Source organism: Patulibacter minatonensis DSM 18081 (genome assembly GCF_000519325.1).
In the GTDB taxonomy this organism is placed as follows: Bacteria; Actinomycetota; Thermoleophilia; order Solirubrobacterales; family Solirubrobacteraceae; genus Patulibacter; species Patulibacter minatonensis.
This window is the reverse complement of record NZ_KI912613.1, coordinates 1,688,478-1,703,539: the sequence shown is the minus strand read 5'-3', so window position 1 is coordinate 1,703,539 and position 15,062 is coordinate 1,688,478. Positions and strand designations below refer to the sequence as shown.

11 protein-coding genes are annotated in these 15,062 nt (G+C 75.0%); 5 read left to right on the top strand and 6 right to left on the bottom strand.

Annotated elements, in window-relative coordinates:
- Positions 1-25 precede the first annotated feature (25 nt).
- Positions 26-1,228, bottom strand: coding sequence for an acyl-CoA dehydrogenase family protein (locus tag PATMI_RS28275; RefSeq protein WP_051471187.1), 1,203 nt, complete (start codon positions 1,226-1,228; stop codon positions 26-28).
- A gap of 153 nt (positions 1,229-1,381) precedes the next feature.
- On the opposite strand from PATMI_RS28275, the gene PATMI_RS37885 reads away from it, so the two are divergent.
- The 4 genes from PATMI_RS37885 to PATMI_RS0107655 all read left to right on the top strand — a co-directional run bounded on the left by PATMI_RS37885 (position 1,382) and on the right by PATMI_RS0107655 (position 8,306).
- Positions 1,382-4,396, top strand: coding sequence for a DEAD/DEAH box helicase family protein (locus PATMI_RS37885; RefSeq protein WP_026910464.1), 3,015 nt, complete (start codon positions 1,382-1,384; stop codon positions 4,394-4,396).
- A gap of 52 nt (positions 4,397-4,448) precedes the next feature.
- Positions 4,449-4,625 carry a hypothetical protein gene (locus PATMI_RS36545; RefSeq protein ID WP_157260668.1) on the top strand — a complete coding sequence of 59 codons (177 nt, stop codon included), beginning with the start codon at positions 4,449-4,451 and terminating at the stop codon, positions 4,623-4,625.
- A gap of 90 nt (positions 4,626-4,715) precedes the next feature.
- Positions 4,716-6,533 (top strand): NAD(P)/FAD-dependent oxidoreductase, encoded by a 1,818-nt coding sequence (locus PATMI_RS0107660; RefSeq protein ID WP_026910463.1) that lies wholly within the window; start codon positions 4,716-4,718, stop codon positions 6,531-6,533.
- Between the two features lie 195 nt (positions 6,534-6,728).
- Positions 6,729-8,306 (top strand): helix-turn-helix domain-containing protein, encoded by a 1,578-nt coding sequence (locus PATMI_RS0107655; protein ID WP_026910462.1) that lies wholly within the window; start codon positions 6,729-6,731, stop codon positions 8,304-8,306.
- Between the two features lie 23 nt (positions 8,307-8,329).
- Here the strand turns inward: PATMI_RS0107655 and PATMI_RS0107650 are convergent, their stop codons facing one another.
- From PATMI_RS0107650 to PATMI_RS28270, 5 genes are all read right to left on the bottom strand, one after another.
- Positions 8,330-9,844 (bottom strand): hypothetical protein, encoded by a 1,515-nt coding sequence (locus PATMI_RS0107650; RefSeq protein ID WP_026910461.1) that lies wholly within the window; start codon positions 9,842-9,844, stop codon positions 8,330-8,332.
- Between the two features lie 229 nt (positions 9,845-10,073).
- Positions 10,074-10,511 (bottom strand): MarR family winged helix-turn-helix transcriptional regulator, encoded by a 438-nt coding sequence (locus PATMI_RS0107645; RefSeq protein ID WP_036725437.1) that lies wholly within the window; start codon positions 10,509-10,511, stop codon positions 10,074-10,076.
- A gap of 146 nt (positions 10,512-10,657) precedes the next feature.
- Entirely contained in the window at positions 10,658-11,419 is a 762-nt protein-coding gene (locus PATMI_RS0107640; RefSeq protein WP_026910459.1) for an SDR family NAD(P)-dependent oxidoreductase, read from the bottom strand.
- Between the two features lie 37 nt (positions 11,420-11,456).
- Positions 11,457-12,776, bottom strand: coding sequence for an LLM class flavin-dependent oxidoreductase (locus PATMI_RS0107635; RefSeq protein WP_026910458.1), 1,320 nt, complete (start codon positions 12,774-12,776; stop codon positions 11,457-11,459).
- Between the two features lie 34 nt (positions 12,777-12,810).
- Complete coding sequence (locus tag PATMI_RS28270) at positions 12,811-13,758, bottom strand: LLM class flavin-dependent oxidoreductase (RefSeq protein ID WP_051471185.1); 948 nt, start codon at positions 13,756-13,758, stop codon at positions 12,811-12,813.
- Between the two features lie 125 nt (positions 13,759-13,883).
- Between PATMI_RS28270 and PATMI_RS0107625 the strand changes: the two genes are divergently transcribed.
- Entirely contained in the window at positions 13,884-14,903 is a 1,020-nt protein-coding gene (locus tag PATMI_RS0107625; protein ID WP_026910457.1) for an MsnO8 family LLM class oxidoreductase, read from the top strand.
- The last annotated feature ends 159 nt before the right edge of the window (positions 14,904-15,062 follow it).

The following is a 15,062-nucleotide window of genomic DNA, read 5'->3' as shown; positions in this document are numbered from 1 at the left end:
CCCGGTCGTGCGCCGAGCGTCCGTCCTACGCCGGGTTCGCCGCCACCGGCCGGGTCTCGGGCTTCGCCGGGCGCGGGTCGCCGAGGCCCAGGTCGCGGCCGATCAGCTCCTGCATGATCTCGTTGGAGCCGGCCCAGATCCGGGTGACGCGGGCGTCGGTCCAGGCGCGGGCGACCTCGTACTCGTTCATGTAGCCGTAGCCGCCGTAGAGCTGGACGCAGTCGTCGATCACGCGGTTCTGGACCTCGGCCGTCCAGTACTTCGCCTTCGCGGCGTCGACGGCGGTCAGCTCGCCGTCGAGGTGCGCCTTCAGGCAGCGGTCGACGTAGGCCTGGGTGACCTCGATCTCGGTGACCATCGACGCGAGCTTGAAGCGGCTGTTCTGGAACGTGCCGATCGGCCGACCGAACGCCTGGCGCTCCTTCACGTACTCCAGGGTGCGCTCGACGGCGATGTCGGCGTGGGCGATGTTCACGCACGCCGCGCTCAGGCGCTCCTGCGCGAGCCGCTCCATCATGTACGGGAACCCGCGGCCCTCCTCGCCGAGCAGGTTCTCGGCGGGCACGCGGACGTTCTCGAAGAACAGCTCGGCGGTGTCGGCCTCGGGCTGGCCGACCTTGTCGAGCTTGCGGCCGCGGACGAAGCCCTCCATGCCCTCCTCGAGGACGAACAGCGAGATCGCGCTGCGCGACGGGCCGGGGGACGTGCGGGCGGCGACCACGACGAGCTCGGCGTGCAGGCCGTTCGTGATGAACGTCTTCGAGCCGTTCAGCAGCCAGGTGCCGTCGTCCTGCCGCTTCGCGTTCGTGCGCAGCGCGGCGAGGTCGGAGCCCGCGCCGGGCTCCGTCATGCCGATCGCGGTGAGGAGCTCACCGGTGCAGAAGCGCGGGAGCCACCGCTCCTTCTGCGCCGGCGTCGACAGCTCGACGAGGTACGGCGCGACGACGTCGGCGTGGATGCCGAAGCTCGACCCGTAGGCCATCCCGACCTTCGCGAGCTCCTCCTGGATGACCGCGTTGAAGCGGAAGTCCTCGAGCCCGGCACCGCCGTACTCCTCCGGCACGCCGATGCCGAGGAACCCGGCCTCGCCGGCCTTGAGCCAGACCTCCTTGGGGATCCGCCGGGTTTCGCGGATCTCCTCGGCCCGCGGCGTGATCTCGCGGGCGACGAACTGGACCACCGCCTCGCGGAACATGTCGTGGTCGTCGGTGTAGATGTCGCGCTTCATGAGTCCTCGGGCATCGGTGACGGCTGCGTCATCTAAGCACTCGTGGAACCTCGTGCGGGAGGGGATGGCCGTGCGGTCGACGGCACGCGCGTCGCGTCGGGCACCGTCCGACCCTCTCCGAGGATCCCCGCCCGGCCCGTCTAGGCTGGCCCGGTGCCCGGACCAGCCGCCGACCCGTTCGCCGCGTTGGCCCTGTCGAGCCCCCTGCGCCCGTACCAGCGGCGGGCCCTCGACGCGTTCGAGGCCGACCGCGACGCCGGGCGCACCGAGACGCACATCGTCGCGCCGCCGGGGTCGGGCAAGACGGTCGTCGGCATGGAGATCGTGCGGCGGCTCGGCCGGCCCGCGCTGGTGCTCGCGCCGACCGCGACGATCCAGGCGCAGTGGGCCGAGAAGCTGTCGCTGTTCGGTGCGGATCCGGCCGCGACGCTCGCGCCGGCCGGCCCGCTGCACGTCCTGACCTACCAGGCGGTCTGTCGCACCGGCGACCCCGGGGAGACGCTCCGCGAGGCCGCCGAGGCCCGGCTCGCGGAGGAGCGCGCCCGCGCGACCGCGGTCACGATCGCCGAGGCGCGGGCGACGGCCGACGCCTTCACCGGCGCGGCGCGAAGACGGCACGACCGCGAGGTCCGGGCCGAGGTCGCGCGGCTGAAGAAGACGATCGCGCGTGGCGGGACCGTCGACTCGGACGCGTCTGCCGCAGCCGACGGCGACCCGACGTCGACCACCGGCCCCGCCGCCCGCGACGCCGAGGCCGCCCTCGACGCGTTGATCGCCCCCGAGGCCCGCGAGCGGCTGCGGATCCTGCGTGCCGCCGGCGTCCGCACGCTGGTCCTCGACGAGTGCCACCACCTCGCGTCGATGTGGGGGTACCTCGTGCGGGCGCTCGTCCGCTCGCTCGGCGACGACGTCCACGTGGTCGCGCTGACGGCGACGTCGCCGGCCGACCTGCGCGGCGACGAGGCCGACCTCTACGCCGGGCTGCTCGGGCCGGTGGACTTCGAGGTCTCCACCCCCGCGGTCGTCCGTGACGGGCACCTCGCGCCGTACCAGGAGCTCGCGTGGTTCACGACGCCGCTGCCGGGCGAGCGCGCGTGGCTCGCCGAGCGCCACGTCCGGTTCGCGGAGCTCCTGGACCGCCTGCACGAGCCGGCGGTCGCCGAGGAGGAGGACCTCGCGTTCGGCCCCTGGGTGATCGGCCGGATCCGGCACCGCGACACCGGCGACGGCACGGCCCGGATCCCGTTCTCGACGCTCGCCGCCCGCCGGCCCGACCTCGCCCGCGCAGGCCTGCGCTACCTGGCGTCGTCCGGTCTGGAGCTCCCCGACGACGCGCCCCGGGGCGAGGGCTGGCGCGAGCCGCCGACCCTCGACGACTGGCTCGTCCTGATCGGCGACTACGCGGTCGGCTGCCTGCGCGCGCACCCCGGCGACGCGGCCGAGCGCCGGCTCGACGAGCTCGGCGTCGGCCTGCGCGACCTCGGCTTCGGGCTCACCCGCGGCGGCGTCCGGCGGGCCGCGTCCGACGTCGACCGCGTCCTGCTCCAGAGCGCCGCCAAGCCGCTCGCCGCGATCGAAGTCCTGGGCGTCGAGGCCGAGACCCGCGGGGACGCCCTGCGCGCGGCGGTCCTCTGCGACACCGAGCACCCGCCGTCGTCGGGCGAGGACGCGGCGCTCGCGCTCAGCGGCGGCGCGCGGGCCGTCCTGCGCACCTTCGCCGACGACGTCCGGACCGCCGCGCTGCGGCCGCTGCTCGTGACCGGGCGGACCGTGGCCTGCCTGCCGGACGACGCCGAACGGTTCGCCGCCGCGCTCGGTGCGACGGAGCGCCGCGAGGAGGACGGGCTCGTCGTCCTCGGCGCCCCGGGGTGGGACAGCCGCGCGTGGGTCGCCGCCGCCGGGCGGGCGCTCGCCGACGGGACGACGCAGTGCTTGATCGGCACCCGCGGGCTGCTCGGCGAGGGCTGGGACGCGCCGGTCCTGAACGTCCTCCTCGACCTCACGAGCGTCGCCGCCGACGTCTCCGTCCGGCAGATGCGCGGACGCACGCTGCGCCTGGACCCCGCCGACGACGGGAAGATCTCGTCCAACTGGGACGTCGTCTGCATCGCCGCGGACCTCGCGCGCGGCACCGCCGACCACGACCGCTTCGTCCGCCGACATGCGCACCTGCGCGCACCGTGCGAGGACGGGTCGATCGAGTCGGGCGTCTCGCACGTCCACCCGACGCTGTCCCCGTACCTGCCGCCCGCCGACGAGGACCACGCCGCGCTGAACGCCTCCGCCGCCGCGCGCACCGCCGACCACCACGCCGCGCGTGAGCGCTGGCGGGTCGGCGAGCCGTACGTCGGCGAGGACGTCCCGGTGCTGCTCGTCGGCGCCGCTGCCGGGCGGACCGGGGCGGGCGCGACGCGGCTGCTCGAGCCCGGGGCGGCCGGGCCGGGGTCGTCGGTCGGGGGTGCGTCCGGTGCCGGCGCCCGGCTCGGAGGCGGTGTCGGGACCGCCGGCGCGCCCCGAGGATCCACCGGCGCCGTCCGGCCGAGCACCGCCGTCGGGCGCCCCCTCGGGGCGGAGGCGCTGCTGCCCGACGCCACGCCCGACGGCCCGCCGCCGCGCATCACGAGGTCCCGGTCCCTGTTCCTCGCGGGGTCGCTGCGGACCGCGTACCCGGCCGTGCTGCCGCTGGACCGCGTCGCGCGGGCCGTGGTCGACGCCTACCGCGAGCTGGGCGAGCTGTCGCCGACCGCGGCCGACTCGCTCGTGATCGCCCCGCGCCCCGGCGGGCTCGTGCGCTGCGCCCTGGCGGCCGGCGACGCCGACGAGAACCGCCGCTTCGCCGACGCGCTGGACGAGGCGCTCTCCCCCGCGGCAGGTCAGCGCTGGGTCCTCGGCCGGCCGGTGTGGCCGCCGGACCGCCGCCGACGCAGCGTCGCGTGGCGGGCCCTGACCGGCCGGCCGCCGCTCGAGGTCGCGTGGCACGCGGTGCCCTCCGACCTCGGTACGCACAAGGACCGCGCGACGGTCTACCACCGGTCGTGGGAGGCCCACGTGGGCCCGGGCGAGCTCCGGTTCGCCGGGCGCACCGGCGCGACGGGCCGCGACGCGCTGACCGCCGCCGCATCGGCGGACGCGGCCTACGTGACGAGCCGTCGGACGCTCTGGCACTGACCGCGACCGGAACCGTCACCCGGTGGACCCCGCGCGCTGCGATGGTCCTCCGATGGAGACCTACACGTTCGACGTCACCGAGTACGAGCCGGGCAAGCCGTGGATCGCGCGCGGGACGACGACCACGTCGGTCGAGGCGGCCTCCCCGTCGGCGTTCTGGAAGCAGATCCACGCGATGTACCCGGAGGAGCGCTTCAAGGTGACGCCCACGGTGGGACAGGGGCTGTAGCGGCCGCGTTGCACCGACGTTGCACGGCGCCGTCGGCAGCGCCCTCCGCGGCGGACCAGGATCGAGTTCCACCGTCCTCCGAGGAGCACCATGACGCCCGAGACCGAGATCCGCCCCGAGAGCACCACCGCCGACCAGGAGGTCGGCCGCTGGTTGGACGCCTTCAACGACGCGCTCGAGCAGGGCGACGCCGCCGCGGCCGCCGGGCTCTTCGTGGAGACCTGCTTCTGGCGGGACCTCGTCGCGCTGACGTGGAACCTGAAGACCGTCGAGGGCCGGGAGGGCGTGCAGGAGCTGCTCGAGGCGACGCTCGCCACCGCGCGACCGCGGGGCTTCCGCACGACCGAGCCGGCCGCGTCGGCCGACGGCGTCACCGAGGCGTGGATCGCCTTCGAGACCGCGACCGGTCGCGGGGGCGGGCACCTGCGGCTGAAGGACGGCCGGGCGTGGACGCTCCTGACGACGCTGCAGGAGCTGAAGGGGCACGAAGAGCCCCGTGGCACGGCCCGGCCGATGGGTGCGGAGCACGGCGCGACCCCGGGTCGCGAGACGTGGACCGAGAAGCGCGAGCGCGAGGCCCGCGAGCTCGGCTACGAGACGCAGCCCGAGATCCTCGTCGTCGGCGGCGGACAGGGCGGGATCGCGCTCGGCGCGCGGCTGAAGCAGCTGGGCGTGCCGACCCTGATCGTCGACAAGCACCCGCGGCCGGGCGACCAGTGGCGCAGCCGCTACAAGTCGCTCTGCCTGCACGACCCCGTCTGGTACGACCACCTGCCCTACATCAAGTTCCCCGAGAACTGGCCGGTCTTCGCGCCGAAGGACAAGGTCGCCGACTGGCTCGAGATGTACACGCGGGTCATGGAGCTCGACTACTGGAGCTCCACCGCCGTCACGAGCGCGCAGTACGACGAGGCGCGCGGCGAGTGGACCGTGCAGCTCGAGCAGGGCGGCGTCCCGCTGACGCTGCGCCCGAAGCAGCTCGTCCTCGCCACCGGCATGTCCGGCAAGCCGAACGTGCCGACGATCCCCGGCCAGGACGTCTTCCGCGGCGACCAGCACCACTCCTCGGCGCACCCCGGTCCGGACGCCTACGCGGGCAAGCGGTGCGTCGTGATCGGCTCGAACAACTCGAGCTTCGACATCTGCGGCGCGCTCTGGGAGTCGGGCGCCGACGTGACGATGGTGCAGCGCTCGTCGACCCACATCGTGAAGTCGGCGTCGCTGATGGAGATCGGCCTGGGCGCCCTGTACTCCGAGGAGGCGCTCGCGAACGGGGTGACGACGGAGAAGGCCGACCTGATCTTCGCGTCGCTGCCGTACCGGATCATGCACGAGTTCCAGATCCCGCTGTACGAGCAGATGGCCGAGCGCGACAAGGACTTCTACGCGCGCCTGGAGGCCGCGGGCTTCGACCACGACTGGGGCGACGACGGCTCCGGCCTCTTCATGAAGTACCTGCGCCGCGGGTCGGGCTACTACATCGACGTGGGCTCGGCCGAGCTGGTCGCCGACGGCGAGGTCAAGCTCGCGCACGGCCAGGTCGAGCGCCTGACGGAGGACGCGGTCGTCCTCGCCGACGGCACCGAGCTGCCCGCGGACCTCGTCGTCTACGCCACCGGCTACGGGTCGATGAACGGCTGGGCGGCGGACCTCATCTCGCAGGAGGTCGCCGACCGCGTGGGCAAGGTCTGGGGCCTCGGCTCGGAGACCACGAAGGACCCGGGCCCGTGGGAGGGCGAGCAGCGCAACATGTGGAAGCCGACCCAGCAGCCGGGCCTCTGGTTCCACGGCGGCAACCTCCACCAGTCGCGCCACTACTCGCTCTACCTGGCGCTCCAGCTCAAGGCCCGCTACGAGGGCATCGACACCCCGGTCTACGCGCCGCAGGAGGTCCACCACCTGTCGTAGGCCCTCGCCGTTACCCCCACCGAGCGGCAACGCGCCACGTCCGTCGCATCCACCACCCCTCACCCGAGCCCGTTCCTAGACTCGGGTCGAGAGGAGGACGGGCCCCCGCCGGATCGCCGGCGCCCGCCCGCGGCGCCACCGACGGCGCCCGGCGCACGGCCCGCGGCGATGCAGACGACGCGCAGGAACCCGTGGGTGGCCCTCGACGCCTCGGCCGATCCGCTCGACCTCGCCCGCCGGCTGCAGGTCGCGCACAGCACGGTCGTCGAGCACGACGGCCGCGTGCCGTCCGAGGTCCGCCGCGTGGTGCTCGACTCGTGGCGGCGCACGACCCGCGCGGGCCTCACACCCGACGACCAGCGCGCTCCCGTGGTCATCGGCGAGTCCGACATCGACGACGCCCGGCAGGCCCACCCGCTGGCCGCCGCGCTCCCGGCGATCCACCAGGCCGTCGGCCGGGTGGCGCAGGACGCCGGCCATCTGCTCGTCGTCACCGACGCGACGGGCACGCTCCTGTGGGCCGAGGGGCACAGCGCGATCAAGGCGGCCGCGGCGGACCTGGGCTTCTTCGAGGGCGCGCGCTGGAGCGAGGACGCCGTGGGCACCAACGCGATCGGCACCGCGCTGGCGATCGACCACCCCGTCCAGATCTTCTCCGGCGAGCACTTCGTCCGCACGCACCACCCGTGGGTCTGCTCGGGCGCCCCGATCCACGACCCGGAGACCGGCGCGCCCCTCGGCGTGATCGACCTCAGCGGGCCGCTCCGGACGGCGCACCCGATGATCCTCGGCTTCGTCACCTCCGCCGCCCGGATGGCCGAGCACCTGCTGGCGGAGCGGGTGCACCGCCGCGACCGCGTGCTCCACGAGGCGCTGCTCGCCGACCTCGAGCACCGCAGCCACGCGCGCACCGCGGTCATCGGCCCGTCCGGGCGCGTCGTCGCCTGTTGGCCGCACGGCTGGCTGACGGGACGCATCGATCCGCCGGTCGACGGCGTCGTCGCGCTGCCGGACGGTTCGACCGCCCGGGCCGACGTCGTCGCCGACGGCGCCGGCCACCTCGTCCGCGCCGCGGACGTCGCCCCACGCGGCGGCACCGACGACCGCCTCCCGCACGGGGCGTCCGCGAGCGCAGGCGTCGCCCCGCGCGTCCCGGCCGCGCTCCTCGCCGGAGACGACCCCACGGGCACGCCCGCGGTCGACCGCCTCTCGATCGAGCTCGTCCCCGACGGTGCGACCCCGGGACTCCGGCGCCCCGGCGAGCGGCACGACCTGAGCCTCCGGCACGCCGAGATCCTCGCCGTCCTCGCGGCGCATCCCGGTGGACGCACGGGCGACGAGCTCGCGCGCGATCTCTACGGGCCCGAGGGGAACCCGGTCACCGTCCGGGCGGAGCTGTCGCGGCTCCGGCGGCTGCTCGGACCGCACCTGCGCACGCGGCCCTACCGCCTCGCGGCGACCGTCGACACGGACCTCGCCCGCGGCCTCGACGCCGCCCGCCGCGGGCGGCTCGCCGAGGCGATGCACCGCTGCCCGGCGCCGCTCCTGCCGCGATCCGGCGCACCGGCCGTCGTCGCACTGCGGGAGGAGCTCGACCGCGCGATGCGGGCGGGCGCCGCGATCGCGACGGACGCCGCCACCCTGCTGGCCTGGACCCGCACCGCCGCCGGGCGGGAGGACCCGGGCGCGCACGACCGGCTCCTCGGCCTGCTGCCCGCGGACGACCCGCGCGCCGCGGCGATCCGCGCGCGCCTCGCCGCGATGCAGGACTGACCGGGAAGCGCCCGGCCGCCGCCTCACTTCCCGGTGGGCCTGCGCAGCGGCACGGCCGCGCTCGTGACCTCGGCCTGCGTGTTCGGGTCGGTGTAGACGAACCGGTACCGGGTCGTCGTCGACCTCGGCACCTTGACCTGGAAGATCCCGTACTTGTCGGTCGTGATCGTCTTGTAGTCCTTGAACGACGACGACGCCTTCCCGCCCTGCTGCAGGCGGACGGTCGTCGCCGCGTCCCCCGGACGCACCTGACCCCAGATGTAGCCGCTGGACTTCGTGTACCAGCCGAAGATCGGGTTCGCGAAGACCGCGGCCAGGGCCTTCGGCTTGCCGTCGACGGTGAACAGGCCCGACTGCCACTTGTTGAACGTCTGGTCGCCGTTCTTGTCCTCGCCGAGCTCCTCGTCGAACCACTCGTACTGCGTGAGCGTCTCGACGCGCGGGTTGCGCGCCGCGAGCGACCAGCCCCACTGCAGGTACGCGGCGGCGACGGCCGGCGACTGGTGACCGTCCCGCTTGTCGGGCGGATTCGTCTGGTAGCCGTACTCGTCGAGCCACAGCGGCAGCCGCTTGGCCCCGGAGACCTTCAGGCGCTTGCGGGCGGTCAGCTTGTCGATGACCTTGATCAGCCGGGGGAGGTCGGCCATCCGCGCGTTGCCCGAGACGGGGTCGGCCTGGCCGGGGGACTTCGTCGTCGAGTGCGGGTGGTACGCCAGCGCGTCGCCGGTGACGGCCTTGAACCCCTTGCAGTCGCCGCTGCGCACGCTCCGGTACTTCGAGTTGACGCAGGCCATGTTCCGCAGGAACGTGAGCGGCGCGGTCGTCGAGTTGGCGCGGTCGGGGAGCTTGATGCCGGTGGACGAGGTCGCGCCGACGGCCACCCGCGCATCGGGGTCGTTGGCGTGGATGGCGTCGTAGCCCGCCCGGGCCAGCTCGCGGTAGAGGTGCGGGGCGACCGAGGTGCACTTGAAGGGCGGGATCGTGGTCTTCCGCGCGACGCACGAGTACTGCGGCTGGAGCCAGTAGCCCTGGTTGGGCTCGTTCCAGACGATGTAGCGCGCGACCTTCGGGCCGACGTTCTTCGTGATCGCCGCCGCGAACTTCGCGAACTGCGCGGGGTCCGGCTTCCACGTGCCGTTCTTCCGCGCGGGCTCGGACGAGCCCCACACGGGCCCGGGTCCGGTGACCACGAGCGTGACGTTGAGCCCGTACTTGGCGACCACGTCGATCTTCGCGTCCAGGTTCGCGAAGTCGTAGGACGCGGGGTCCTCGGCGTTGAAGCCCGCCGGTGCCTTCGTGTCGTCCTTCGTGTCCTGCGGGACGAGCTTGTCCCACTGGGCGAAGATCCGGACGTCCTGGACGCCGGAGGCCTTCCACTGGGCGACCGTCGCGTCGGCGCCACCCGGGGTGTTGCCGTTGAGCACGTTCTCGTCGGCGATCCCGACCTCGAGGCTGTTCGCCGCCGATGCCGCGGATGGCACCGCGAGGACCGCGAGGGTGGCGGCGACGAGGGCCGTGCGCAGGAGGCGAGGGGTCATCGGGGTGCGTTCTCCGAGGGACATCCGTAGGGGTCGCGGCCGGGCCGGCCGCGTCGAAGCACTACGGGGTATGACGTCTGAAACCCGCGACAACGGCCGTTGTTGCGGCGGACACCACCACGGTACGCGATCCCGGGACGTCGTCCGGGGCCCGCACGCGGACGCCCGGACGACACCGGTCCTGCTCCCCGCGCCCCGGTCCGGTGCGACGGGCGCGTGCGGGGGTCGGTCAGCCCGGGGACGTCGTCAGGTCGGCCGCGAGCTCCGCGATCGCGCCGTGCGCGGTGTCGTCGAGGCGCTCGAGCAGGTGCTCGCGGACCGCGGCGGCGTGGACCGGGACGGCCCGTCCGATCAGCTCGGCGCCGCGCGCGGTCGCCGTGATCTCGACGCCGCCCCCCTCGAGGGTCTCGCGGACGACGAGCCCGCGGCGCTCCATCCGCGACAGGTGGTTCGAGGTCCGGCTCTGGGTCCACTCGAGCCCGTCGCACAGCGCCTGCTGCCGGACCGTCCCGCCCGCGGCGGCGACGATCTTCAGGACGCCGAAGTCGGCGTTCGACAGCCCCGTCGCGGTGCGGACCTCGCGGCGGACGCGCTCGATGACGGCGTCGCTGGAGCGCTTCCACGCCTCCCAGCGGGCAAGCTCCTCGGGGCCCAGCGAGCTGCTCACGACCGGACCCCCGTCGGGCGGATCGCTGGTCGCAGCGCGGTGTACGGGGCAGGACGCACCCCCGCCACGGTACCGGAATCCCCGCCGGACCGCATATTTCCTATCCGATATCCGGTATTACGATCCGGGCCGGTGCCCCGGGGATCTCAGGTGATCGCGATCCCGCCGTCGACGACCACCGTCGCGCCCGTGATGTACCCGGCCCCGGCGCCCGCGAGGAAGACGACCGTGGCGGCCAGCTCCTCCGGCTTCCCGCCGCGACCCATCGGCGCGCGCTCGGTCATGCCGTCCAGGTAGCCGTCCTGGTACTGCTCGGTCATCTCCGACGGGAAGAAGCCCGGGCAGATCGCGTTGACGCGGATGTCCTTCCGGCGCGACCACTGCTGGGCGAGGTCGCGGGTGAGGCCGAGCAGCCCGGCCTTGCTGGCCGTGTAGGCGGCCTGCGGGAGCCCGGCCGTCGTGAGCGCGAGCACGCTCGAGATGTTGATGATGCTGCCGCCGTCCGTCATCGCCCGGGCGGCCTCCTGGGCCATCCAGTAGCAGCCGTTGAGGTTCAGGTCGATGACCTGGCGGAACTGGTCCGGCGTCTCCTTCAGCGCCGGGACCGCCGTCCCGACCCCCGCGTTGTTGACGAGGACGTCGACCCGGCCGAACTCGGCGACGGCCGCGGCGACGAGCGCCGCGCAGGCATCGGGGTCGCTGACGTCGGTGGGGACGGCCAGGGCCCGTCGCCCCCTCGCCTCGACCAGCGCGGCGGTCTCGCGCAGCGCCTCGGCGCGGCGGGCGGCCACGACGACGTCGGCGCCGGCTTCGGCGAGGCCCTTCGCGCACGCCACGCCGAGGCCCGCGGAGGCCCCCGTGACGATCGCGACCTTGCCCTCGAGGGAGAACAGCTCGTTGATGCTCACGCGGCCAGCCTACGTCGCGGGTGCCGGCGCGGGGTGGTCAGTCCGCGCGGACCGCGGACTCCGCCGGGGACCAGCGCGGCAGGCCGAGCCGGTCGCGCAGCGTGCCGCCCTCCCACGCGGTGCGCAGCGACCCGCGCTCCTGCAGCAGCGGCACGACGCGATCGGCGAACGCGTCGAGCCCGCCCGGCGTGATGTGCGGGACGAGGATGAAGCCGTCGCAGGCGTCGAGCTGGACGTGGCGGTCGATCTCGTCGGCGACGGTCTCGGGCGAGCCGACGAACGAGTGCCGCGCGCGGGTCTCGACCATCACGTCCCGGAGCGACAGGTCGTCCCTCGCCGCCAGCGCGCGCAGCTGCTCGACGGTCTCGTGGCGCTTCCCGGCGAAGGCGCGGGCCGGGATGCTGCCCGGCGCGATCGTGATCTCGCCCTCGACGGGGTCGACGTCGGGGAGCGGGCCGTCGGGGTCGTAGGCGGAGAGGTCGCGGTTCCAGAGCTGCTCCGCGAAGACGATCGCCGTGGGCCCGGAGACCTGCTGGCGACGAACGTGGGCGGCCTGCTCCCGCGCGTCCTCGTCGGTGTCGCCGAGGACGAACGTCGCGCCCGGGAGGACGAGCAGGTCCTCGGGCCGGCGGCCGTACCTCGCGAGCCGGCCCTTCACGTCGCGGACGAAGGCCTGGCCCTCGGGGACGCTCGCGTGCCGGGTGAAGACGGCGTCGGCGCGCTGGGCGGCGAACTCGCGGCCGGCGTCGGAGTCGCCGGCCTGGAGGATCACGGGGCGGCCCTGCGGCGGGGACGCGAGGTCCCACTCGCCGTGCAGGTCGACCTGGCGGCCCTCCGCCCGGAACGGACCGGGGCCGTCGCGCCACAGGCGGTCGGCCAGCCCGAGCAGCTCGCCCGCCCGGTCGTAGCGCCCGTCGTAGGGCAGGTACGCGCCGCGGCGGAAGTTGGCGCCCGACACCGCGTCGGTGGACGTCACGAGGTTCCAGGCCGCGCGCCCGTCGGAGAGGTGGTCGAGGGTCGCGAGCTGCCGGGCGACCTCGAGCGGCTCGTGGTAGGTCGTCGTCAGCGTCGCCGCGAGGCCGATCCGCTCGGTGACCGCCGCCAGTGCCGAGAGGACGGTCATCGCGTCCGGGCGGCCGACGACGTCGAGGTCGTGGAGGTGCCCGGCGTGCTCGCGGAGGCTGAGGCCCTCGGCGAGGAAGAACAGGTCGAACATCGCCCGCTCGGCCGTCCGCGCGAGGTGCGCGAACCCGGCGAAGTCGATGTGACTGCCCGAGGCGGGGTCGCCCCAGACCGTCGTGTTGTTCACGCCCGGGAAGTGGGCGGCCAGGCGGACCTGCTTGCGGGGGGCGGTCATGCGCGGGTCCCCTCCCGGGGCGTCGTCGGCGGCGTCATGCGCGGGCCTCGAAGCGGTTGACGGCGGGCGCCAGGCCGAGGCGCTCGCGGAGGGTGGGCGGGGCAGCCGGTCCGGCCGGGTCCTCGGGGTCGGCGGGACCGCCGGGCGGCGGGCCGTCCCGGTCGTCGGCCGCCGGGCGGACCCCGGCGCGCTCGAGCTCCGGCAGGACGGCGGCCAGCGCCCCGGCGAGGTCCTCCGCGTGGAGCACGACGCCGTCGGCGCCGTCGGCGTGGAGGGCGATCAGGCGTGCGGCGAGTCCGTCGTGCGCGTCCGCCGCGACGACGACGTCGACGAAGCGGCGCGGGGCGGCGGACGGAGCGCCCTCCGCTGCCACGAGGACGTCGACCCCGGCCGCGACGAGCCGCTCCGCCGCCGGACCGTCCGCCCGCGCGAGCACCACCGGGTGCCCCTGCGGCGGGCGCGGGGTGATCGACGGCCCGCGGACGGACAGGTGCTCGCCGACGAGGTCGACGTGGTGGACGCGGTCGCGGTCGATGAAGCGCGCGGTCGCGACGTCGCGGATCTCGGCGCCGTCCTCCCAGCTGTCCCAGAGCGCGCGGACCGCCTCGAGGTGCTCGGCCGCGTCGCCCGCGGCGTCGGCCGTGACGTCCCAGGTGACCGTGCCGTCCACGTCGGCGGGATCGTCGACCTGCGCGACCCAGCCGCCGCGGCCGTGCGCGACGACGTCGATCGTCGCGAGCGCGGTCGAGACGTGGAACGGCTCCGTCGTCGTGGTCGACACGACCGGCGCGATGCCGATGCGGGACGTCCTGGCGGCGAGGTGCGCGGCGACGAGGAGCGGGTCGAACGGTCCGGGCTCGATCGTGACGAGCTCGAGTCCGGCGGCCTCGGCGGTCCGGGCCCGGTCGACGAGCGCGCCGCGGTCGGGGAGCGGCCGGCGGTCGGCGAGTGCGGCGGCGAGGAGGAGGGGGCGATGGCTCATGGGTACGGGGCGGGGATCGGACTGCTCTACGGTGACCGTAGGGAATCCCGATCGGGTTTCCGCCACCACGGGGCTTCGCGGCCCTCCGGCGGCGGGACCCCGGCCCGTCCACGACCGACCTCCACATGCTCCTCTCGATCCTCGACCAGGCCCCGACGCGACGCGGCGGAGCCCCCGGCCACGCGTTCCACGACGCGATCGCCCTGGCCCGCGCCGCCGACGAGCTCGGCTTCCACCGCTTCTGGGTCGCCGAGCACCACGCGATCGGCAGCGTCGCGATCTCGGCGCCGGAGGTCCTGCTCGGGACGCTCGCCGGCGCGACGAGCCGCATCCGCGTCGGCTCCGGCGGGATGCTGCTGCCGAACCACCGGCCGATCCACGTGGTCGAGCAGTTCCGGTCGCTCGAGGCGCTGTTCCCCGGCCGGATCGACCTGGGCATCGGGCGCTCGGAGGGCGCGATCGACGACGCGATCGTCCGGGCGTTCGGGCGTCCCGTCGACAACGCGCACGGCGCGGGGTTCGAGGAGCAGCTCGACGAGCTCCTGGCGTTCGGCGAGGTCCACCCGTGGCCCGAGGGCCACCCGCTGGCGACCGCCCGCGCCGCACCGACCGACGTGCCGCTGCCGCCCGTGACGCTGCTCGGGTCCAGCGCGGGCTCCGCCGCGACCGCCGCGCGCAAGGGCCTCCGCTACGGGTTCGCGGCGCACACGAACACGCAGGGCGCCGCCGACGCGCTGCGGGCGTACCGCGAGAACTTCGTCCCGGCGCGCCCCGGGGACCGTCCGCACGCGATGCTCGCGGTCAAGGTGATGGTCGGCGAGGACGACGAGCACGCCCGCGCGCTGGCCGCCCCGATGCACCTGGGGATGGCGCAGGCACGGCTCGGCCACCACGCCGCGCTGATGTCGGTGGAGGACGCTCTCGCGCACCGCTGGACCGCGGAGGAGCGCGCGGCCGAGGAGCAGCACATCGACACGCGCGCCGACGTCGTCGGCGACCCGGAGACGGTGCGGGCGGGCCTCGAGGCCGCGGTCGCCGCGTCCGGCGCCGACGAGGTGATCTCGATCTCGAACACGCCCGACCCCGTCGAGCGTCGCGCGGCCGTCGCGCGGCTGTCGCGGGTCTTCGCGCTCGCGGCGGCCTGAGCGGTCCGGCGCGGGCCGACCGCGACGCGGACCACCGGCGGTCAGCCGCCGACGATCCGGCGCAGGAGCGCCTCCCGGTCACAGCCGGCCGCCCGGACGAGCGGCGGCCACGCGGGCGCGTCCGGGTCGCGGGGCGGCGGGTCGGCGGCACCTCGCGCG